This is a genomic window from Sphingopyxis macrogoltabida (assembly GCF_001307295.1).
Lineage (GTDB): Bacteria > Pseudomonadota > Alphaproteobacteria > Sphingomonadales > Sphingomonadaceae > Sphingopyxis > Sphingopyxis macrogoltabida_B.
Genome location: NZ_CP012700.1, coordinates 994,015 through 1,014,980, shown reverse-complemented (window position 1 = coordinate 1,014,980; position 20,966 = coordinate 994,015). Strand labels below are relative to the sequence as shown.

The following is a 20,966-nucleotide window of genomic DNA, read 5'->3' as shown; positions in this document are numbered from 1 at the left end:
CTTTTCGATGACCACGCTGAAACCAAAACGCCAAATCTCTGTCATCTTGGACCGGTAATTCGGAAGGGTAGACCCCAATCCGATCGGATCCATCCGCATGCTTTTGAACCCGAAAAGTTTCGACAAAGACGGCTCGCGGTCGCACGGCGAATATGCCGCGCGGCTCGCTTCGGCGCTCGTCAGCGGAGGGGACGGGCGCATCCGGCTCGATGCGCAGGGCCGCAACCAATATTATGCCAGCGCCGCACCCAGCGACGCGCTGGCCTATGGCTCATCGACGATCAGCAGCATTTCTGACCATGCTTTCGAGACGCTGGTCGGCCGGTGGCAAGACCGCCTCCACCGGCCGGTCGCGGCCGCCGACTATGCCGCGGAGTTGGACACAATCCGTGACCGGCTGGGCGCCTATTTCGGCCTTGGCGGTGAAGACGCGATCGTCTTCGCCGCGTCGGGAACCGATCTCGAATATGTCGGCCTGGCCGCCGCCTATGACGGGCGTCCGATCACGGCGGTCCTACTCGGCCGCGACGAGGTGGGCAGCGGCTGCGTCCACAGCGCGGCGGGCCGTTTCTTCGCCGAAGAAACCGCCACCGGCGCCCGCGTCGTTGCCCAATCGGCAATCGACCAAGTCTTTGCCGGGATCGAACTTGTCGACGTCGCGGTCCGCGATGCCGCGGGTCGCCCGCGCGCATCGGCCGCTGTCGCTGCCGAACTGTCGCTTCATGTCGAGCGCGCCGCCGCGGGCGGCCGTCGCGCCGTCGTCCATGTCGTTCATGGATCGAAGTCGGGGCTGACGCTCCCCGCGCTCGCCGATGTCGAGCGGCTCGTCGCAACGCATGGCGACGCGATGACCATCGTCGTCGACGCCTGCCAGCTCCGCATCGCACCGCATGTCGTTCGCCGCTATGCCGATCTCGGCTGCGTGGTGCTGATGACGGGCTCGAAGTTTGCCGGAGGCCCTCCCTTCAGTGGTTTCGCGCTCGTTCCCGCTGCGCTGCGCGACCGCGCACAGCCGCTGCCGCAAGGCTTCCGCCGCCTCGCCAACCGCGCCGAATGGCCGGCCGACTGGCTAGGCGCCGACTGCCTGCCTGCGAACGGCAATTTCGGACTGTTGCTCCGGCTGCAGGCGGCGCTGATCGAAATCGAACGCTTTGCGGCCTTGCCCGTGGACCGTGTGACGCACGTCGCGGGACGGTTCAGCCATCATGTCATGCGCCTCGTCAAACGCCTCGAACTTGCCGAAGTCCCGGGCGCCGGCGCAAGCTGCCTCGCCACGGAAACGCTGCGCACCCTCGACCTCTCGGCGCGCTGGCCGCAATGCGATTTCGACACGGCAAAGGCGATGCACGGTCACATCGCCCGTCAGTCCCGCCAATGGTTCGGCCAAGAAATCCGCCTCGGCCAGCCGGTGAAGACGCATCCGCTGCTCGATGGCCGGATGGCGGGCACATTGCGCTTGTCGCTCTCGATGCCGCTGATCGTCGAGATGGCCGCGATGGACGATATGGCGCTCGATCAAAGGCTGGATCGCGACATGTCGCTCCTCGGCGCCGCGATTTCGACAGCGGGGGCGATGACGCTCGACACGCCCCAACCTGCCCCCATCGGCTGACCGCAAAACAGGTCTCACAACGCGATAAACAGGCCCGGATTCTTCGCCACGCCGTCCCGGCCGCACGGCTCATCGTGGAATCCGGCCTATTTTCGCAGCGCTTTCCCGTCGTGGGTCGTTTCTTCTTCACTATGACCCAGAAACTTCCCCTCTCCCGCCCCGCCATGAGCGCGATTGCCGCGTTCCTGGCCCTGTCCACGCCGGCCGCCTTTGCGCAGGAAGCCCCGGTAGTCCCGATGACGCCGCCGGTCGCCACGACGCCCCCGGTTGCCTCGCCGCCGACGGTGGCGCAGCCGAGCACGACGGCGCCTGTCGCCGCGCCGCAGACGGCGCAGCCGCCCGCACCAAAGCCGGTAATCCGGGTACCGCTCGATCTTCCTGCGGTTGAAGCTGAGCCGGCTCCCAAGGCGGCCGAGCCCAAAGCAGCTGCGGCACCGCAACGCGCTGAACGTCCGGCGTCGCGCCCGGCCGCACGCGCCGCGGCCGAGCCGGTCGCGACGCCCGAACCTGCGGCTCCGGCCGCTGCCGAAACCGCCCCGCTGGCGAGCGAAGCAACCCCGGTCGTCGCGCCCGTGATGGCGCCCGCCGAACCGGTTGCCGAGCCCGCCCCGCAGCCCGTCGAGAGGGCGGCCACGGGCGATAGCTTCCCTTGGGAGCTCGCTGGCGGGGCCGCCGCGCTGCTGATCGTCGGCGGTGCAGGCTTGGCGTTCGCGCGCCGTCGTCGTCGCAGCGAAGTCGATGCTGTCGACGAGGGCATGAGCTATGAGGCGATGAAAGCCGCCGAGGCGGTGCCCTATAATCCGCCGCGCGAAGAACCGGCGGCTTCGCGCCCCGCGCTTGCCAGCACGCCGTCTTTCGCCGCCGCACCGAGCGGCAGCATGGGCCGTCACGAAGCGATGGCGCTTGCCGGTCCGACACCCGACAATCCCTTCGCCACGCTCAAGAAGCGGCTCGCCCGCGCACGCTTCCTCGATAGTCAGGAACGCGCCGAATATGATGCGACGCTCGCAGCGCAGAAGGATATGGCCCGCAAGCCGGTCAGCGCTTGGGAAATCGCCCAGCGTCCGGCGCCGGCCCCCGCCGAACAGGAAGTGCGCCGCCCCGAACCGGCTCGCGTCCGCACCAGCTTCCGTCCGGCCTATTCGAAGAACTGACCCTGACGTTCGCTCAAAAGAAAAGGGCGGTGCCTCGCGGCACCGCCCTTTTCTTTTTCATCGCGAGCGCGGCGGGCATGCCCGCCGGCCCCGAACCGAATTACTTCAGTTCGACGGTCGCGCCGGCGGCGAGCAGCTTGGCCTTCAGCTCTTCGGCTTCGGCCTTGTTGACGCCTTCCTTGACGGCCTTCGGCGCGCCTTCGACGAGCGCCTTGGCTTCGCCCAGGCCCAGGCCGGTGATCGCACGGACTTCCTTAATCACGTTGATCTTGTTGCCGCCGTCGCCGGTCAGAATGACGTCGAATTCGGTCTGCTCTTCAGCAGCCGGGCCAGCAGCGGCAGCGGCCGGAGCGGCAGCAACGGCAGCGGCGGCCGAAACGCCCCACTTTTCTTCGAGCAGCTTCGAAAGCTCGGCAGCTTCCAGAACGGTCAGCGCCGACAGGTCTTCAACGATCTTTGCGAGATCAGCCATGTTCATTCTCCATCAGAACCGGGATATCCCGGCAGTAAGTTTCAAGGGTTAGTTCGAAATCACGCTGCTTCTTTGGCGGCATATGCGCCAAAAACCCGCGCCAGCTGGCCCGCCGGGGCTGCGGCAATCTGCGCAACCTTGGTGGCCGGAGCCTGCACCAGACCGATGATCTTGGCGCGGAGCTCGTCGAGCGAGGGAAGCGAAGCCAGCGCTTTGACGCCATTCACGTCGAGGACCACGTCGCCCATGCCGCCGCCAACGATTTCAAGCTTGTCGTTGGTCTTGGCAAATTCCACGGCGATCTTTGCAGCCGAGACCGGATCGGTCGAGGTTGCAAGGGCCGTGGGACCGGTCAGCAGTTCGCCGATACCGGTGTAGGACGTGCCATCGAGCGCGATTTTGGCAAGACGGTTCTTCGTGACGCGAAAGTCGGCCCCTGCATCGCGCATCTGCTGGCGCAGCACCGTCGACTGGGCGACGGTCATGCCGAGGTTGCGGACGACCACAACCGAGGCAGCTGACGACAGCGTAGCGTTCAGCGAGGATACGGCTTCGGCCTTTTCCGTACGATCCATGCCTATACTCCACTCATCTGCCCGGATGCGCGGGCGCCAAAAACGCTCGCGCCGCCGGGCCGCTAACACACGCAAATCCGGACGCGAGCCATGGCTCACCCGTCTTTGCGCAACGATGTCCGATGGGGTCGGTCAAGACGCGTCGCCTGACAAACAGGCGGGCGACCGAAAAAGACTGTTCCCCGTCTCGGCTGGAAATTAAGAAGGGCAAATCCCCTTCACCAACTGTCTCGGACGGAATTGCCCCAAATCCGCAGAGCGCGAACCCGTAACAACACGGGGGCGCTCATAGCGCTCGCGTGCGCAAAGTCAAGCCGGCGGGACGCTTGGCGGATGCCACGCGGTGTCATAAGGGCAAAGGCATGCTGACCATCCGCAAATCCACTTCAGCCGACGCGGTGCGCGTGATCCAGATCTGGCGCGACGCCGTCGATGCGACGCACGACTTCCTTACCCGCGAAGACAGGATAGCAATCGAGGAAGAGGTCCGGTCTTTCCTCCCTGCCGCGCCACTCTGGCTCGCCGTCGATCGCAGCGACCAGCCGCTGGGCTTCATGCTGCTCGACGGGTCCAGCATGGAAGCGCTGTTCATCGACCCCGCGCATCGCAGCCGGGGTGTCGGCCGCATGCTCGTCGAACATGCCCTCACCCTGCTCCCGACGCTGACCACCGATGTGAACGAGCAAAATGCGCAGGCGGTCGGCTTTTACGAGCGCATGGGTTTTGTACGGACAGGCCGGTCCGACCGCGACGGCCAGGGCCGTCCCTATCCATTGATCCACCTGCGTCACGCGCCGCGCGGCTAGGACGGATCGACATTCAGGAGATGGCGAGCCGAAAATGGTGATTTTCCGAGACCCGGAGCGCAGCGTACTTCAGTACGTGAGCACCGGAAGCTCTGGAAAGCGCCATTTGCAGGCCGCCAGAACTGAATGTCGATCCGTCCTAGATCGCAGCCGCCCCTTTCCTCCATGTCATTCGCCCGTTTCTCCAAAACACCCCTTGCGCATCTTTCATTAAGATATATCTTAGAAATATCAAGAATCACTCTAAGGAAAGATATGATGCGATTTTACGGATATATGGGCGGCGGCTGCGGGAAGCGCCACGCCATGCATCGCGGCGGCCGCGGCCGCGGTTTCGGTCATGGCTTCGGCGGGCGTCACGGCCATGACGACGAAGGACGCGGCGGCCGCCGGCGGATGTTCGACAGCGGCGAGCTCCGTCTCGTGCTGCTCAAGCTGATCGCCGAGGAACCGCGCCACGGCTACGATCTCATTCGCCAGATCGAGGAACTGACCGGCGGCGCCTATGCCCCCAGCCCCGGGGTCATCTACCCCACGCTGACGCTGCTCGACGACATGGGCCAGATCGAGGCGCAACAGAGCGACGGAGCCAAGAAGCTGTTCGCGATTACCGACGACGGCCGGGCCGAACTCGACGCGAACGCCCGGCTGGTCGACGGACTGATCGCCCGCCTCGCTGCGATCGGTGAGGAACGGCAGCGCACGGATTCGGCTTCCGTGCGCCGCGCCATGGGCAATTTGCGGCAGGTGCTGGTCGACCGGCTCGGCCATCGCGATGTCGATCAGGAAACCCTGCACGCCGTCGTCGCGCTGATCGACGAAGCGGCGCAGAAGATTGAGCGGCTGTGATGACGATATCCGCCACCGCAAATGTGCCGACTGCGCATGCGAGCAATTATCTGCAGCAGCTGTGCAAGCACTGGCAGCATAATCTGGCGGTCGAATTCGACGCCGGACATGGCACGGTGACTTTCCCGAAAGACGCACGCGGCGCCGACTGGCCCGGCGACGGACTGGTCACCTTCGATGCCGGACCCGACGCGCTCGCGGTCCGCATCGACGCCAGCATCGACGGCCAGCTCGAGGGACTGAAGGGCGCCGTCGCGCGCCACCTCGACCGCTTCGCCTTTCGCGAAGCGCCGCTGACCTTCGACTGGCAGGCGGCCTGACAGAATTCATATCGTTTTTCGATATTATCGATTGACGATAAACATGAATCGGCATATTGTTTTTCGATAAACATCCATCGGAGAATGACATGTCGACCGCCAGCCCGGCCCTTCTCGGTGCGACACGCGGCCTGCTCTGGCTCTTCCTCGGGCTGGTCGCCGTCGCCACGCTGCTCGTCCTCACGATCGGTGTCGCGCTGGCCTTTGCATGGCCGGAAACGCTCGCCCATTTCAAGGACACCGGCGTTTTCCTCGACGTCGCCTCGGCGCGTGCGCCGCTCGGCTTCATGATGCTGCTGTTTCTCGCCATTCTCCTCGCGACCGCCTTCATGCTGCGCCAGCTTCAGGCGCTGGTCGCGAGCGCGGCAACCGGCGATCCTTTCGCGCCGACCAGCGCGCAGCGATTGCGCCGCGTCGGCTGGGCGCTGGTCGTAACGCAGGCGGCTGCGCTGCCGATCCACTGGATTTCCAGCCGCATCGTCGCGACCGGCAGCGACCTCGGCAGTGCCGGCGGCCTGTCGCTTGGCGGGGTACTGGCAATCCTGCTCGCCTTCGTGCTTGCCGCGGTGTTCGAACAGGGCAGCGCGATGCGCGACGAACTCGAGGGCACCGTCTGATGGCGATCGTCGTGAAGCTCGACGATCTGCTCCTCGACCGGCAGATGACGCTCACCGATCTGTCGGACCGCATCGGCATCACGCTCGCCAACCTTTCGATCCTCAAGACCGGCAAGGCCAAGGCGATGCGTTTTTCGACGCTCGAAGCGATCTGCACCGAACTCAATTGCCAGCCCGGCGACCTGCTGGCGTTCGAATCCGACGGCTGAACACAGCGCGGTTATCCCTCCCCCTCACCCGCCCCGGAATCTTGCGCCGGGGCGGGTTTTCTTTTGCCTTGGCCCCGGAACGCAAGTCATGGCAGGACGTTGGATCGGTGCGGCCCATCCGGCCGCCTTTTGTGCAAGCGATGAAAGGAACATCCGTGACCGATGCCCAGGGGCTGCTATGCCCGACCTGCCGCGTGAACCTCACCATGTCGGAACGCCAGGGGATCGAGATCGATTACTGCCCGCAATGCCGCGGCGTCTGGCTCGACCGCGGCGAACTCGACAAGATCATCGAACGCAGCGAAACGGCCGGCGCGCCTGCCCCGCGCGCATCCGCACCGCCGCCGCAGCCCGAATATCGTGAGCGCGGCTATGACGACCGCCATTACGGCAAGCCGTACAAGAAGAAGTATAAAAGCTTCCTCAGCGACCTGTTCGACTAACCGTCAGCCGATGACCGCGTTCCGGCGCGCATAGATGAAATAGACGCCGAGCCCGACGACGTTCCAGATCACGAACCAGAACTGCGTCTGCGCCGGCAGGCTGAAAAACAGATAGATGCAGCCGAACACCGCGATGCCGCCGACCACCCACGGCAGCGGTGTACGGAAGGTGCGCGGCGCGTCGGGCGCGCGGCGGCGCATGATCAGCATGCACACCGACACCGCGCTGAACGCGGCGAGCGTCCCGGCGTTGGCCAGCGCCGCCAGTTCACCGAGCGGGATGAAGCCGGCGAGCACAGCCACGACGAGCGCGGTGAAGATGGTGATGCGCACCGGGGTCCCGCGCGAGGACAGCTTGGCGAGGCTGGCAGGGAGCAGTCCGTCGCGTGCCATGGTGAAGAAGATGCGGCTCTGCCCGTAAAAGAAGGCAAGGATGACCGTCGGCAGCGCGATGATCGCCGATACCGCCAGATATTGCGCCGCGAGCGGGCTGCCGAGCTGGCGCAGGATCAGCGCCAGCGGCTCGGGGCTGTTGGCGAAACGTGTATAGGCGATGGCGCCGACCGCGGCGACGGCGACGGCGATGTAGATGGCGACGCAGGCAACCATCGATCCGACGATGCCGATCTTGAGATCGCGGTCGGGATTCTTCGCTTCCTCGGCCGCAGTCGCGATCGCGTCGAAGCCGTAAAAGGCGAAAAAGATGATCGCCGCCGCCGCCATCACCCCGCGTTCGACGCCGTCGGGACCCATATGCTTGGCAAAGCCATAGGGGCTGAAGGGTTCGAGGTTCGCGGCATCGAACGCCGGCAGGGCCACCGCGACGAAGACCACCAACGCGACGATCTTCACCAGCACCAGAACGGCGTTGAGCGTCGCGCTTTCGCGCGTCCCGACGAGCAGCAGCCCGGCAACGATGGCGATGATCGCGATCGCCGGCAGGTTGACGATCCCGCCGAGTTCGGGCCCCTGCATCAGCGCCATCGGCACCCCCGCCCATGCCTGTAACAGTGGCGCGGAATAACCCGACCAGCCGACCGCGACGGCGCTGACCACCAGCGAATATTCGAGGATCAGGCTCCAGCCGACGACCCAGGCAAGCAGTTCGCCGACCACGACATAGCTATAGGTATAGGCGCTGCCCGACGCCGGGATCATTGTCGCCATTTCGGCGTAGGCGAGCGCGGCGCAGGCACAGATCAGTCCGGCGATGCCGAACGACAGGATCACGGCGGGCCCCGCCTTATCGGCGCCGACACCGATCAGCGTCAAAATACCCGTGCCGACGATCGCCCCGACGCCAAGCGCAATCAGATGCGGCCAGCCGAGCGTCCGCGCCAGCGCCTGCCCTTCATGTGGTTCGGGAACGATCGGTTTGCGGCGAAACAGGCTGTCGGTCATGCGTGGGCTCCCCATTTTGCCCGCTTGTGCGATGGGACGGGCCCGAAGGCAAGGCGGTCAGGCGGGAATCCGCATGATCGACCGGGCATAAAGCGACAGTGCGGCGGAAAGCAGGGCGGCGCAGCCATAAGCCGCCAGCGGCCGCCAGGTCACCATGGCGGCGCCGGCCGATGCGCCGGCGACCAGCCCGCCCCACAGCCCGAGATGCGGCAACCAGTGGCCGTCGCCCTCGCGCCGCAGCGCATTGGCGATCTTTTGCCCCATCTGTACCAATGTTCCGGTCATATAGGTTACGCCGACCACCGCCCCGTCGCGTCCCTCGAACGCCGCATTGGCGACGCCCATCGCGAGGGCCAGGCAGGCGATGGCCGGCCATCCAGCGTCGGCGAGACGCAGCGCGAAAGCCACGCCCAGCAGCGACGTAACGCATGCGAGCACCAGCAGCGTCCGCACCCGCCGGAAGCGCGCCGCGATCAGCGAACCGGCGACCACACCGCTCACGAAGATGGCGATGAGCGCGCCCGCGATCAGCGCGGCATCGCGCCACTCCGCGACCCCCACCGCAAAGCGCGTCGAGTTGCCGGTCATGAAGGAAACGAAAAAGCCCGCCGATTCGACGAACCCGGTCGCATCGACGAAGCCGGCAAGCATTGCCGTTCCGACCGCAAGCATCCGAACCCGGCGGTCGAAACGGATCATCGCCTCAGACCAGCGCTTCGATCGCTTCGGCCAGTTTCGCGTCGCGTTCGGACAGGCCGTCGGCGTCGTGCGTGGTCAGCAGGATGTCGACGCGGTTATAGACGTTCGACCATTCGGGATGATGATCCATTTTCTCGGCGATGATCGCAACGCTCGCCATGAAGCCGAAGGCTTGCGCGAAATCGGCGAATTTGAACTGGCGGGTAATGGCGTCGCGCTGCGGCTCGTGCGTCCACTCGGGGAAGCGGGCAAGGAGAGCGCTGCGCTGCGCATCGTCGAGTTTCTGGACCATGTCTTTTCTCCCGCTGGTCAATATCGTGCGGCCGCCATAAGGAAGGGCGCGATGAGCGACAAGAGTGCCCTTGACCGATTGCCCGCCGGCTGGACCGGCGGCGCACCCGATGCCGATGCGCTGTTCGCGATGGCGGAGGCGGCGCTGGAGACGATGCCCGCCGCTTTCGCGCCACATATCGCCGGCGTCGTGATCGCGATCGAGGAGTTTGCGGACGACGAGGTGCTGGCATCGCTCGACATCGAACACCCTTATGATCTGACCGGCCTGTACGAGGGCCGGCCGCTGACCGAGCGCAGCATCGACCAGAGCGGCGGCATGCCCGACCGGGTAACGCTCTATCGTGTCCCGATTCTCGTCGAATGGATCGAAACGGGCGAAAAACTCGAATGGCTGGTGCGTCACGTCCTGATCCACGAAATCGGCCATCATTTCGGCTTTTCCGACGACGATATGCACGCATTGGAAGATATGGCGTGACCGGGCTTTTGCGGCTCGACGACGTGGCGTGCATCCGCGGCGACCGGCTGCTCTTCGAAAAGCTGTCGCTGGTGCTGAACCGTGGCGATGCCTTGTGGCTGCGCGGTCCGAATGGCGCGGGTAAGTCGAGCCTGATCCGCCTTGCCGCGGGGCTGCTCCGCCCCGCCGCGGGTATCGTCGAGCGGCGCGAGCGGGTCGCCCTGATCGACGAGGCGTCCGCGCTCGACGCCGAACTTCCCCTGCGCCGCGCGCTCGATTTCTGGGCGCGGGTCGACACGGTCGACGGGCATACCGTCGACCGGGCGATGGCGGACATGGCGCTCGCCCCGCTCGCCGAGGTGCCGGTGTCGATGCTGTCGACCGGCCAGCGCAAGCGCGCCGCGATGGTGCGGGTGATCGCAAGCGGCGCGCCGATCTGGCTGCTCGACGAGCCTGCGAACGGCATGGACGATGCGGCGCAGGCGCGGCTCGTCGCGGCCGTCGCAAAGCACCGCGCGAACGGCGGCGCCGTGCTGCTCGCCTCGCATTTCGCGCTCGGCATTCCCGACCTCGCCGAACTCGACATGGGCGCGCTGGCGTGACCGCGCTGGTCGCCCTGTTCTGGCGCGACATGCGCCGCGCCTGGGGCAGCGGGGCGCTGTGGCTGCCGGTGCTCTTCTTCCTGCTCGTCGCAACCGCCTTTCCCTTTGCCGTCGGCCCCGACGCGCCGCTGCTGCGCCGCGCGGGCGGCGGCATGGTGTGGGTCGCGGCGTTGCTCGCGGCGCTGCTCCCGATCGACCGATTGGTAAAGCCCGACCGGGATACGGGCGTGCTCGACCAGCTTGCGGTGCGCGGCTTCGCCGACGAGGTGATCGCGGCGGTCAAGATCGGCGCCCATGGCATTGGTTTCGGATTGCCGCTCCTCATCGCGCTCTTTCCGGCGGCGGCGCTGCTCGCGCAGGATGGCGAGCGGGTCGAGTTGCTCGCGGCCGGCATCGCGATCGCGATCCCCGCGCTGGCGTCGCTCGCGGTGCTAAGCGCGGCGCTGACCGCGAACCACAAGGGTGGCAGCGCGATCGGTGGGCTGCTAATCCTGCCGCTCGCCGTACCGCTGCTGATCTTCGGTGCCGGGATGCTTGATCCGTCGGGGCGCGGCGCGGTCAAGCTGCTCGCGGCGACCAGCCTGCTGCTGACTGTCATCGGGCCGTTCGCGGCAGGCGCGGCGCTGCGGGGGCTGCGCGAATGACGCGCCAGTCGCTCGCGCATGTCGCGCTTGTCGTGCGCGACTATGACGAGGCGATCGATTTCTATGTCGGAACCCTCGGCTTCACGCTCGTTGCCGACAATTATCAGCCCGCGCAGGACAAGCGCTGGGTGCTCGTCGCCCCGCCGGGCAATCCCCCGGGCGGCGCGACGATCCTGCTGGCGCGCGCGGCAAACGAACATCAGGCCGCATTCATCGGCGACCAGTCGGGTGGCCGCGTTTTCCTGTTCCTGCAGACCGACGATTTCGCCCGCGACTATCAGCGGCTGCTCGACAAGGGCGTACGGATCGAGCGCGAACCGCTCGAGGCCGATTATGGAACCGTCGCGGTGTTCCTCGATCTCTATGGCAACAAATGGGACCTGATCGAGTTTCGCAAGTCCGAATAAGAAAAGGGCCGGAGTTTCCCCCGGCCCTTCCCTTAAATCGTTGCAGTGCCGATCAGGCGCCGGCGACGTCGGCCGTGTCGACCTTCACGCCCGGGCCCATCGACGACGACAGCGCGACCTTGCGGACGTACTTGCCCTTGGCGCCGGCCGGCTTCGCCTTGACGATCGCGTCGACGAAGGCGTCGAAGTTCTGGCGGAGCTTTTCCTCGCCGAACGACAGCTTGCCGAGGCCGGCGTGGATGATGCCGACCTTTTCAACGCGGAATTCGATCTGACCACCCTTGGCGGCCTTCACGGCTTCGGCGACGTTCGGGGTCACGGTGCCCAGCTTCGGGTTCGGCATCAGGCCCTTCGGACCCAGCGTCTTGCCGAGGCGGCCGACGATGCCCATCATGTCCGGCGTCGCGATGACGCGGCCATAGTCGAGGTTGCCCGCGAGCATGTCTTCCATCAGGTCTTCGGCACCGACCTTGTCGGCGCCGGCGGCCAGCGCCTTGTCGGCATTGTCGCCGCGCGCGAATACGGCAACCTTGACGTCCTTGCCGGTACCGGCGGGCAGCGTGACGACGCCGCGGACCATCTGGTCGGCGTGGCGCGGATCGACGCCGAGGTTCATCGCGATTTCGAGCGTTTCGTCGAACTTGGCCGAGGCCAGCTCGCGCACCAGCTTGATCGCTTCGTCGACGCCGTGCAGCTTCAGCGCGTCGACCTTGCCCTCGAGGGCCTTCTGCTTCTTGGTCAGCTTAGCCATGGGTTCAGCCCTCCGTCACTTCGAGGCCCATCGAACGGGCGCTGCCTTCGATGATCTTCGTCGCCTGTTCGATGTCGTTCGCGTTGAGATCCTTCATCTTGATCTCGGCGATTTCGGTCAGCTTCGAACGGGCGATCTTGCCGCCGCTGATTTTGCCGGGCTCCTTCGAACCCGACTTCAGGTTCGCGGCCTTCTTGATCAGATAGGTTGCCGGCGGCGTCTTGGTGACGAAAGAGAAGCTCTTGTCGGCATAAACGGTAATGATGGTCGGGGTGGGCGTGCCCTTGTCCATGCCATCGGTCGCGGCGTTGAACGCCTTGCAGAATTCCATGATGTTGACGCCGCGCTGACCGAGCGCCGGCCCGAGCGGCGGCGACGGGTTGGCGGTGCCGGCGGGCACCTGCAGCTTGATGTAGCCGCTGATCTTCTTGGCCATGATAGCCTCCTGTCTTTCTGTCGCCCTGAACCTGAGTCCGGGGCTCAAAATAAGCGGTCGAACAGAAGGGCATCACACCTTCCTCCCGCGCGGAATCACGCCTATCTGACGCGAAGCGGCGCCGTTAGCGGCAAAACGGCCGCAAAGCAAGGCTTTTACCCCTGCGGCACCAGCCGCAGCAGCCCTTCCTGCATCGCCGATGCAATCAGCGTGCCGTCCTGCCGATAGATCAGCCCGCGATTGATGCCCCGGCTGCCGCCGGTCCAGTCGCTGTCCATCACATAGACGAACCATTCGTCGACGCGGATGTCGTCGTGAAACCACATCGCATGATCGAGGCTGGTCGAGAACAGGCCGGGCGTCATGAAATTGAGCCCGTGCGGCAGCATCGCCGAGGACAGGAGCCCCATGTCCGACGCGAAGGCCAGGAAGGCACGGTGGACGAGCGGGTCGTCGCCGACCGGTGCCGCGACGCGAAACCATTGATAATGCTGCGTTGCCTTCGCCGACGCGGGCGGGCGATGATTGCGCAGTTCGAAGGGGCGGCGGCGCGCCATATGAAAGAAGGTGTCCTCGGACACATTCGGATCGGCGGCGATCGTCTCGAGAAAGTCGCGGCATGCCTCCGGCGCCAGCAGGTCGGGCATCGGAACCTGATGCGAGAGCCCCGGCGTCGGAAGCTGGAACGAAGCGGTCAGGTTGAAGATCACCTTGCCGTCCTGCCGCACGACGACGCGGCGGTTGGCAAAGCTGCGCCCGTCGAAGTCGCGGTGGACACGGAAATGCAGCGGCTTCGTCTCGTCCCCGCCGCGCAGGAAATAGGCGTGCAGCGAATGGACTTGCTTTCCGGCATCGACGGTGCGCGCGGCGGCGACCATCGCCTGCGCGATCACCTGCCCGCCGAAGATGCGGTCGCGCGCCGTGGTAGCCAGCGCGGGAAAGGTGAATTCGTCGGCCTCGTCCGCAGGTTCAAGGTCGAACAGTCGCGCCACCGCGGCGACGACTTCACCGGCATCGACGCTGGCGTTGATCGCACGCGCACGTTCGAGACGAGCCTGAACTGCATAGGGAGTCAGGCTCATATGCTCATCCGCCGTTGGGGAAGGATGACGGCGCAGGCCGTCACTTCATGCGTTCGACCTGCTCGAAATCGAGCTCGACCGGGGTGGCGCGACCGAAAATCGACACGCTGACCTTGACGCGCGCCTTTTCGAAATCGAGTTCCTCGACCAGCCCGTTGAAGCTGGCGAACGGACCGTCGAGCACCTTGACCTGGTCGCCGATTTCGTAATCGACGCGGATTTCCTGCTTCGGACGGGCCGCAGCCTCTTCCTTGCTGTTCAGGATGCGCGCGGCCTCCGCCTCGCTGATCGCCTGTGGCTTGCCCGACGAACCGAGGAATCCGGTGACCTTCGGGGTGTTCTTGACGAGGTGATAGACATCGTCGGTCATCGTCAGCTTGGCGAGCACGTAACCGGGGAAAAATTTGCGTTCGGCCTGCACCTTCTTGCCGCGCTTCACCTCGGTAACCGTCTCGACCGGCACTTCGACCGCTTCGACGAGCTGGGTCAGCCCCATGCGTTCGGCTTCGGCGATCACCGAATCGCGCACTTTGTTTTCGAAACCCGAATAGGCGTGAATGATGTACCAGCGCGCCATAATCTGCGTATCCTGTCCCTGTAAATCCGTGAAGGTCGCGCGGCTTAGCGCGCGAGCGACGTCAGCCAGCTGACGATCGCGTTGAAAACCGTGTCGACGCCGACGAAGAACAGCGCGAGAATCGTCGTCATGATCAGCACCATGATCGTCGTCTGCACCGTTTCACGACCGGTCGGCCACACGATCTTGGTGGCTTCCGACTTCACCTGATTGACGAATTCGCCGATGCTGGTCTTGGCCATGTCGATCGTCCTGTCCTTCGTGCGTCCAATAACTGACGGCCAGATGGGTTGCCGCCCCCCGCACGTCAAGCGCGCTTCGGGCAATAGTCCGCCCACCCTCCCCGAGCATGTCGGCGAAAGGCGGAAGGAAAACGGCGCATCTGTCCGAATGGGCGGCCTTTACTTGGGCCGCGCGGCGATTGCAAGTCAAAGGCGGGCCAGTCCGCGCTGCATCAATACGAGCAGTCCGGCCATGACGATCCAGCTCGCCGTCGGCTGGAGCGCAAACAGGAGATGGAGTTCGCGCGCCGCCGCCTGTCCGTTCTGCGGATCGAAACCGACAATATCGAGCATCGCGTAGCTGACCGCGATCGCAGCGGCGACCCCGAACTTCTGCATCAGGTTCAACAGTGCGAACAGGAAGGCCGACCGGTTCCGCCCGCACCGCCCGGCATCGTGCGGGATCAGGTCGGCGAGCATCGAATAGGTGAAGAGCAGCCCGACGAAGCCCGTGCCGAGCGCCAGCGAAAAGCCGACCGCCTGCCCGAGCCCCTCCGGCTGCCGGAACAGCGTCGTGACGAGCAGCGTGGAAATCAGCAGCCCCATCGCCATCATCATCGGCGGCTTGCCGAACCGCCGCGCGAGGAAGGTCCAGACCGGCGAGGCGAGCGCGCCACCGACAAAGCTCGCGAACAGGAGCACCGCGCTCTGCGCGTCCAGGTCGAGCACCGCCGCGGCGAAGAAAACGAACAGCGAGGTCAGCGACCCGAAAGCGAAGCTGTTGAGGAACTGCACCCCGAGCAGCAACATCAGCGGCGGAAAGCCGAGCGATGCCCGAATTTCCTGCCGCCAGCCGATCCCCGGTTCGGCGACCACCGGGCGGCGCGGGACGTGACGGATCGCGAACAGCGCGATCGGCACCATGACGAGGAAGACGCTGGCATAGGCAATGATCCTGCCCTGCAAGCTGATGCCGGGGATGAGCAGCTGCGCCGCCGCGGGCGCCGCAAAGGCGAGGATCAGCGCGATCTTCGCGAACCAGTCGCGCATCCCGTAAAGCAGCGCGCTGTCGGCCGGCGAACGAACCAGCGCCGCGCCCCACGACAATTGCGCGACTTCGTAGAGGCTGTAGCTCGAATAAAAGAGCACCATCATCAGGAACAGCGTCGCGAAGGGCAACCTATCGCCCACCGTCACCAGCGCGAGCAGCAGCAGCGACAGCGGCACGATCGCCTGTAACATCCAGCGCCGGTGCGCACCGATACCGGTGCGGACGCGGTCGACCATCGTCCCGATCAGCGGGTCGACGATGCCGTCCCAGATCGTGGTCAGCGAAAAGAGCAACCCGACCAGCGCGACCGAAATTACCCCGCCCTCGGCGATATAAGGCGGCAGATAGACGCTGAACGGCAGCCCGAGGATGACCGTCGGTCCCGCGGTCGCCGCATAGGCCGCGACGACGCGCGGACGCAGAGCCGCGGGTTCGGACAAGGTAACGGTCGAAGGCAAGACAGTGGCCAAGCAATGAGGCTCCCGCAAGAAACGGCAGGGTCTCAGTTGCTGACAATGTTGTCAATATATCGATTGGGGTGGGGAGCGGCCGTTCGAGCAAACTCCTGCCCTCCCCCTTCAGGGGAGGGCGGCGAGACTTGGCAGCTTGCTGCCTAGTCGCAGTGGGTGGGGTCCATCGGCCTTGCGCGAGGCCGATGGACCCCACCCCAACCCCTCCCCTGAAGGGGAGGGGGCTTGATGTCTACAACCGGCCGGTTGCGGACATCCTTTTCCGGACGCCGAATATTAAGCTGGCGACGACAGCTTCATCAGCAGCAGCCCGCCGACGATCAGCAGCGCCGCCGCGATCCGCATCGCATTCGCCTGTTCGCCGAGCCACAGGATCCCGACGAGAAATGCGCCGACCGCCCCGATCCCGGTCCAGATCGTGTAGGCGGTGCCGAGCGGCAGCGACTTCATCGACAGCGACAACAGGACGAAACTGCCGATCATCGCGACCAGCGTGACGATCGACGGCCCCAATCGGGTGAAACCGTCCGATTGTTTCATCGCAAAAGCCCAGACGATTTCGAGCAGTCCGGCGATACCAAGATAGACCCAGGCCATGGGCAGCCTCCTTCAAAGCCGCCGGGCCGTCCCGGACCTGAAACCCACGCATGCGGCGGGCGAGGACGTGGCCTCCTTTACGGGCCGCGCCATAGCTCCAGGCAGCGGGGGCGGCAAGCCTTGGGGTCGCCGCCTGCACCGCCGCGGATCAGAAGCGGGCGCCCCCCTACCCCGCCTGACCCCACTTAGCCGAACAGCGTCGCCATATTTGTTTTCGACTAATTCCGAACAGTTTTGTACGCTCGCCTAAGCGGCCCGGACGTGCGTGCAATATAGCAAGGCCATACGGAAACCTCTGGGGTATAAATGGCAAATATCGCTCTGATCGACCCGCCGGTGCAATCGATGACCCTTGCCGACGGGCGAAAATTGACTTGGCAGGAGTTCGGTGTGCCCGACGGGCGGCCCGTGCTCTATTTCCACGGCGGCGGCAGCTTCAGCCTTGAAGCGGGAATTTTCCATCGCGAAGCGGTGCTGAATAATATCCGCCTCATCTCGACCAACCGGCCGGGCGCCGGGGACTCGACGCTTTGTCCGGGCCGCCCAGTCGCCGCCTACGCAGACGATTTGGCCGAGCTGCTCGACCGGCTGAAAATCGATAAATTCGCGTGCCTCGGCGAATCGAACGGCGGCATGATGACGCTAGCCGTCGCCGCGACGATGTCGCCGCGCGTTCTCGGCGCCGTTCCGATAAACCCGACCGTTCCGTGGTTCGACCTGGTGGCAAGGCGTGTCTCCCCGGGTTCGGTGGCCATCGCCTATCGGATGCTACGCTACGCGCCCTGGCTGCTCGCCACGATGGCGAAATTGGCGGCAGCCCCGATGCAGAGGATGAGGACGGCCCGACGGCCAAGCACCGGGCGGTTCGACCCCTCGAACCTGATCGGCCCGCCGCCGGGCACCGAGCCGGATGTCGCCGACCTGCAATGGCGGATCATGGCATGCTACAACAAGGCGGCGCTGCTCGCCGAGGTGCGCTGGGCATCGGCGAACTGGGGATTCGACCCTCACTCGATCCCCGCCCGGCTGGATTTCTTCTGCGGCGTCCACGATGCGCAGGCGCCCTTTGCGCTGGTTCTCGCGGATCATAACCCCGACGCCAGCTTCCATTATTTTTCATACGGGCATAGCGCCTTCTCGCACCCCGATGTGCGGCGGCGGGTCATGGATATGATCGCGAGCTATTTCGAACGCTGAGCGGAGCGACCCCGGCGCGGAATGCCCAAGATCAGATCGCCGGCAGTCCGCGCCGCCGCAATTCGCTCGGCGAGGTGCCGAAACGGCGCTGCACCGCGAGCGAGAAGCTCGACGGATGGCTGTACCCGACCGCATAGGCAATCTCGGTGATCGAGGCATCGCGCTGGTTCAGCAAGGCGAGGGCGTGCTGCATGCGAAGGTCGGCGACATAATCGAACACCGTCTGGCCGACGATCTGGCGAAAGCCGGCACACAGGCTGCTGCGGCTGAGCCCCGCCTCGCGCGCGAGATCGTCGAGCGACGGCGGGCTGACGAAATTGTCGATCAGCAGACGCTGCGCCCTGAGTACCCCGCGCGTCATCAGCGCCGATGCCTCGGGCGACCCGAAATCCTCCTCCTGTGCCATCGCTTTGAAGGCATGGCAGAGGATTTCGATGGCCTTCGAACGGATGAAAAGGCGGCGGCTATGTTCGGTAAGGTCGCAGGCGTGCAGATCGTCTAGGCAACGGATGAAGCCTGCCCCGAGCGGCAAACGCCGCGCGACCGTCTGGCGGAGGTTGCCAGCGACAAAGGCCTGCAGCACGGCGGGCAGTTCATGTTCGCGCCCCGCGTAAAGGCGCTGGAGCGCGCTGCGGTGGATATAGGCGCTGGCGGTCCGGCAATGGCCGGAAAAAACGGCCTGGGCGGGCGGCATGCCGGCGGGTTCGATGATGATCGCACATCCAGCGCCCTTGAGGTCGAGGCGATCGCCACGCGGCGCAACATATTCGGCATCGTCGTCGCTTGCGACGCGCACCCGCAGCACGTCCGGCGCCGACATGGACATCGGATAGGGCGCCGCGTGGGTGATATCGTTGAAATGGATCAGGAACCCGTCGGCCAGGCCGCAACACTCCAAATATCCGGTGCCAATATCCTTTGCCGGATAGGCCCGGCAATGATGGGGGTCGCCCAAGGGTTCGACCGCTTCGACTTCGCGCTCCGCATCCCGCGCAGCTTCCGCGGCCCATTCCTTCATCGCGTAGTTAAGCGACATGGAGGGAAGGTCGCCGGCGATCGCAAAGCGCCGAAATCCGAGTGCCGTCGCAGATCGCGACCCGACGGCGAGTTCGGTGCGCGCGCGCCGCTTCGCCATTCGCCGGGTCGGCACCGAATCGGCAGGGGCGGTGCCGGCATCGACAAGGCTCGATCGCATGACATTCTCCCCGGCAGGCCGTGAATTCGACGATTAACAAACAGTTTTGTACGATAAGCTAAGCCGCCGGTCCAGTCCGCAGTTAAGCTGCCCATCCAGAACAGACGGGAGATGACGAGCGTGCCGACGAATATCGAAGAAGTGAAGCAGGCGCTCGACGCGCTTGTCACCGAAACCTGGGAAGCCTTGCTCGAGCGCGACCCCTTCATCGCCTCCTCGGCTGGCCGGAAGGTCATGGGCTTCGGCCGCGGCGACCTCGCCGAAGCCGAAGCGGTCGCGGCTGCGGCGCAGGTCCGGCGCAAGCGTCTGGACAGCATCGATGTTTCGGGGCTCGATCGCACCGACCGGCTGACCGCCGCCTTCCTCGCCAGCCTGCTCGACGCCGAAATCGACGAACCGCAGCGCTGGTGGACGAGTTTCGGCATTGCGCCTTATTCCAGCCTGTTCCTGTCGATGGTTCCGCAAATGCTGTTCGCACCGATCGACCTGACCGATCCCGCCGAGGCGGATCGTTACCTGAAGCTGGCTGGGGATTTCGCCGATCTGGTCGAGGCGCTGCGCGAACGTGTCGAGGCACAGGCCGGGCGCGGCTGGCGGCTGCCCAAGCCTGCGCTTCCTGGTGCCCGCCGCGCGTTGGAAGGCAATGGCTCGATGGCGGTCGCCGCCATCCTTCCCGTCGACGACCGCGTCGCGAGCGACGAGACACGCACGGCGATCGCGACGCTGGTCGAAACCCGGCTCAAGCCCGCCTTCGCGCGCCTGATCGACACGATCGGCCCCGATTATGAAGCCGCGGCGCCCGAAGCCGCGGGCATGATGCACCAGCCGGGCGGCGCCGACGCCTATCGCCTGTGGCTGCGCTATCATCTCGGCGCCGACCTCGACCCCGCCGACCTCCACCAGACCGGCCTCGACGAAGTCGCCGCGCTGGCCGCCGAGATGGAACGCGTGCGGGTCGAACAGTTCGGCCACAACGGCGACGAAGCCTCGTTCCACGAATTGCTGGCGCGCGACCCGAAAGCGAAAGCGCCGTCGGCCGAGGCGCTCGAGGCGACCTATAACCGCCATCTCGATCGCATGGCGCCGGTGTTCGCGCGCATGTTTCGCAAGGCGCCGCTCGCCAAAGGCATTGTGAAGCGCCTGCCCGCCGAACTCGAGGCGGGAATGACCTTCGGCTATTATTTGCAGCCGAAGGAGATCGGCGCCGACGGCATCTATTATTACAGCGGCAACGGTATCCCCGATCGGATGCAGATGAACGCCGCGGCGCTTATCTTTCACGAGCTGGTTCCCGGCCACCACGTTCATCTGTCGCGCCAGCAGGAGAATGAGGCGCTTCCCGAAATTCGCCGTAACCTGTTGATCTCGACCGCCTTCAACGAAGGATGGGCCGAATATGCGTCGGGGCTCGGCGAGGAAGCGGGTCTTTTCGACAACCCGTACGAGTATTACGGCTTCCTGTCGCACCAGCGGTTCGTGTCGCAGCGGCTCGTCGTCGACACCGGACTCAACGCGCTCGGCTGGACGCTCGATCAGGCGCACGCCTATATGAGCGCCAACACGCTCGAAAAGCCCGAGCAGGTGACGAGCGACATCTTGCGCTATGCCACCGACCTGCCTGGACAGGCGCTCTGCTATCGCTGGGGCTGCCTGAAGTTCCGCGAATTGCGTGCCAAGGCCGAAGCCGCGCTGGGGCGGAAGTTCGAACTTGCCGATTTCCACGAAGCCATCCTCGACCAGGGGGCGCTGCCCATCCCGGTGCTCGAACAAAGCCTCGACGAATGGGCGCGCGAACGCGCGGCAATCGAAGCATGAGCGACGGAGCGAG

General features: G+C 65.3%; 27 protein-coding genes. 14 read left to right on the top strand and 13 right to left on the bottom strand.

Going from position 1 to position 20,966, the window contains the following annotated elements; genetic code table 11:
* The first annotated feature begins 97 nt into the window (after positions 1-97).
* Together AN936_RS04690 and AN936_RS04685 are read left to right on the top strand one after the other, a co-directional pair.
* Complete coding sequence (locus AN936_RS04690; protein WP_054587125.1) at positions 98-1,612, top strand: hypothetical protein; 1,515 nt, start codon at positions 98-100, stop codon at positions 1,610-1,612.
* 164 nt (positions 1,613-1,776) lie between these two features.
* Positions 1,777-2,766, top strand: coding sequence for a hypothetical protein (locus AN936_RS04685; RefSeq protein WP_054587124.1), 990 nt, complete (start codon positions 1,777-1,779; stop codon positions 2,764-2,766).
* 100 nt (positions 2,767-2,866) lie between these two features.
* On the opposite strand, the gene rplL is transcribed toward AN936_RS04685, so the two are convergent.
* Both rplL and rplJ read right to left on the bottom strand, forming a co-directional pair.
* Positions 2,867-3,238 (bottom strand): 50S ribosomal protein L7/L12, encoded by a 372-nt coding sequence (gene rplL / locus AN936_RS04680; protein ID WP_054587123.1) that lies wholly within the window; start codon positions 3,236-3,238, stop codon positions 2,867-2,869.
* Between the two features lie 59 nt (positions 3,239-3,297).
* Positions 3,298-3,813, bottom strand: coding sequence for a 50S ribosomal protein L10 (gene rplJ, locus AN936_RS04675; protein WP_054587122.1), 516 nt, complete (start codon positions 3,811-3,813; stop codon positions 3,298-3,300).
* A gap of 362 nt (positions 3,814-4,175) precedes the next feature.
* On the opposite strand from rplJ, the gene AN936_RS04670 reads away from it, so the two are divergent.
* The 6 genes from AN936_RS04670 (at position 4,176) to AN936_RS04645 (ending at position 7,057) form a co-directional block, all read left to right on the top strand.
* Positions 4,176-4,619, top strand: a complete 444-nt coding sequence (locus tag AN936_RS04670; protein WP_054587121.1) for an acetyltransferase — start codon at positions 4,176-4,178, stop codon at positions 4,617-4,619.
* Positions 4,620-4,877: 258 nt separating this feature from the next.
* Positions 4,878-5,468, top strand: coding sequence for a PadR family transcriptional regulator (locus AN936_RS04665; RefSeq protein ID WP_420496836.1), 591 nt, complete (start codon positions 4,878-4,880; stop codon positions 5,466-5,468).
* On the top strand, positions 5,468-5,788 hold the full coding sequence (locus AN936_RS04660; protein WP_054587120.1) for a DUF2218 domain-containing protein: 321 nt from the start codon (positions 5,468-5,470) through the stop codon (positions 5,786-5,788). The genes AN936_RS04665 and AN936_RS04660 overlap by 1 nt, the downstream gene beginning before the upstream one ends.
* An 89-nt stretch (positions 5,789-5,877) precedes the next feature.
* A complete protein-coding gene (locus AN936_RS04655; protein ID WP_054587119.1) occupies positions 5,878-6,405 on the top strand; it encodes a DUF2975 domain-containing protein in 528 nt (175 codons plus the stop codon).
* Positions 6,405-6,614, top strand: coding sequence for a helix-turn-helix domain-containing protein (locus tag AN936_RS04650; protein ID WP_054587118.1), 210 nt, complete (start codon positions 6,405-6,407; stop codon positions 6,612-6,614). Before AN936_RS04655 ends, AN936_RS04650 begins: the two co-directional genes overlap by 1 nt.
* A gap of 206 nt (positions 6,615-6,820) precedes the next feature.
* Positions 6,821-7,057: a zf-TFIIB domain-containing protein gene (locus AN936_RS04645; RefSeq protein WP_234715824.1), complete on the top strand. Its 237-nt coding sequence runs from the start codon at positions 6,821-6,823 to the stop codon at positions 7,055-7,057.
* Positions 7,058-7,060: 3 nt separating this feature from the next.
* Here the strand turns inward: AN936_RS04645 and AN936_RS04640 are convergent, their stop codons facing one another.
* From AN936_RS04640 to AN936_RS04630, 3 genes are read right to left on the bottom strand one after another with little or no spacing between them, the layout of a single operon-like run.
* Positions 7,061-8,458 carry an amino acid permease gene (locus tag AN936_RS04640; RefSeq protein ID WP_054587116.1) on the bottom strand — a complete coding sequence of 466 codons (1,398 nt, stop codon included), beginning with the start codon at positions 8,456-8,458 and terminating at the stop codon, positions 7,061-7,063.
* Positions 8,459-8,515: 57 nt separating this feature from the next.
* Positions 8,516-9,157 (bottom strand): YoaK family protein, encoded by a 642-nt coding sequence (locus tag AN936_RS04635; protein WP_054587115.1) that lies wholly within the window; start codon positions 9,155-9,157, stop codon positions 8,516-8,518.
* A 4-nt stretch (positions 9,158-9,161) separates the two neighbouring features.
* Entirely contained in the window at positions 9,162-9,449 is a 288-nt protein-coding gene (locus AN936_RS04630; protein WP_054587114.1) for a 4a-hydroxytetrahydrobiopterin dehydratase, read from the bottom strand.
* A 51-nt stretch (positions 9,450-9,500) separates the two neighbouring features.
* On the opposite strand from AN936_RS04630, the gene AN936_RS04625 reads away from it, so the two are divergent.
* From AN936_RS04625 to AN936_RS04610, 4 genes are read left to right on the top strand one after another with little or no spacing between them, the layout of a single operon-like run.
* Positions 9,501-9,929: a metallopeptidase family protein gene (locus AN936_RS04625; RefSeq protein WP_054587113.1), complete on the top strand. Its 429-nt coding sequence runs from the start codon at positions 9,501-9,503 to the stop codon at positions 9,927-9,929.
* Positions 9,926-10,510 carry a heme ABC exporter ATP-binding protein CcmA gene (gene ccmA, locus AN936_RS04620; RefSeq protein WP_054587112.1) on the top strand — a complete coding sequence of 195 codons (585 nt, stop codon included), beginning with the start codon at positions 9,926-9,928 and terminating at the stop codon, positions 10,508-10,510. The genes AN936_RS04625 and ccmA overlap by 4 nt, the downstream gene beginning before the upstream one ends.
* The gene (locus tag AN936_RS04615) at positions 10,507-11,154 is read left to right on the top strand and encodes a heme exporter protein CcmB (RefSeq protein ID WP_054587111.1); all 648 of its coding nucleotides are present in this window, start codon (positions 10,507-10,509) and stop codon (positions 11,152-11,154) included. Before ccmA ends, AN936_RS04615 begins: the two co-directional genes overlap by 4 nt.
* Positions 11,151-11,561: a VOC family protein gene (locus tag AN936_RS04610; RefSeq protein ID WP_054587110.1), complete on the top strand. Its 411-nt coding sequence runs from the start codon at positions 11,151-11,153 to the stop codon at positions 11,559-11,561. The genes AN936_RS04615 and AN936_RS04610 overlap by 4 nt, the downstream gene beginning before the upstream one ends.
* Before the next feature lie 52 nt (positions 11,562-11,613).
* Here the strand turns inward: AN936_RS04610 and rplA are convergent, their stop codons facing one another.
* The 7 genes from rplA to AN936_RS04575 all read right to left on the bottom strand — a co-directional run bounded on the left by rplA (position 11,614) and on the right by AN936_RS04575 (position 16,746).
* Positions 11,614-12,312 (bottom strand): 50S ribosomal protein L1, encoded by a 699-nt coding sequence (rplA, locus tag AN936_RS04605; protein WP_054587109.1) that lies wholly within the window; start codon positions 12,310-12,312, stop codon positions 11,614-11,616.
* 4 nt (positions 12,313-12,316) lie between these two features.
* Positions 12,317-12,748, bottom strand: coding sequence for a 50S ribosomal protein L11 (rplK, locus tag AN936_RS04600; protein ID WP_054587108.1), 432 nt, complete (start codon positions 12,746-12,748; stop codon positions 12,317-12,319).
* 155 nt (positions 12,749-12,903) lie between these two features.
* A complete protein-coding gene (locus AN936_RS04595; protein WP_054587107.1) occupies positions 12,904-13,830 on the bottom strand; it encodes an acyl-CoA thioesterase in 927 nt (308 codons plus the stop codon).
* 40 nt (positions 13,831-13,870) lie between these two features.
* On the bottom strand, positions 13,871-14,407 hold the full coding sequence (nusG, locus tag AN936_RS04590; RefSeq protein WP_054587106.1) for a transcription termination/antitermination protein NusG: 537 nt from the start codon (positions 14,405-14,407) through the stop codon (positions 13,871-13,873).
* Between the two features lie 44 nt (positions 14,408-14,451).
* Complete coding sequence (gene secE, locus AN936_RS04585) at positions 14,452-14,649, bottom strand: preprotein translocase subunit SecE (protein ID WP_054587105.1); 198 nt, start codon at positions 14,647-14,649, stop codon at positions 14,452-14,454.
* Between the two features lie 186 nt (positions 14,650-14,835).
* Positions 14,836-16,149, bottom strand: coding sequence for an MFS transporter (locus tag AN936_RS04580; RefSeq protein ID WP_158500044.1), 1,314 nt, complete (start codon positions 16,147-16,149; stop codon positions 14,836-14,838).
* A 276-nt stretch (positions 16,150-16,425) separates the two neighbouring features.
* Positions 16,426-16,746: a DMT family transporter gene (locus AN936_RS04575; protein WP_054587103.1), complete on the bottom strand. Its 321-nt coding sequence runs from the start codon at positions 16,744-16,746 to the stop codon at positions 16,426-16,428.
* Positions 16,747-17,052: 306 nt separating this feature from the next.
* Between AN936_RS04575 and AN936_RS04570 the strand changes: the two genes are divergently transcribed.
* Entirely contained in the window at positions 17,053-17,943 is an 891-nt protein-coding gene (locus AN936_RS04570) for an alpha/beta fold hydrolase (protein WP_054587102.1), read from the top strand.
* A gap of 31 nt (positions 17,944-17,974) precedes the next feature.
* On the opposite strand, the gene AN936_RS04565 is transcribed toward AN936_RS04570, so the two are convergent.
* A complete protein-coding gene (locus AN936_RS04565; protein WP_054587101.1) occupies positions 17,975-19,138 on the bottom strand; it encodes a helix-turn-helix transcriptional regulator in 1,164 nt (387 codons plus the stop codon).
* A gap of 120 nt (positions 19,139-19,258) precedes the next feature.
* Between AN936_RS04565 and AN936_RS04560 the strand changes: the two genes are divergently transcribed.
* A complete protein-coding gene (locus AN936_RS04560) occupies positions 19,259-20,953 on the top strand; it encodes a DUF885 domain-containing protein (protein WP_158500043.1) in 1,695 nt (564 codons plus the stop codon).
* Positions 20,954-20,966 lie beyond the last annotated feature (13 nt).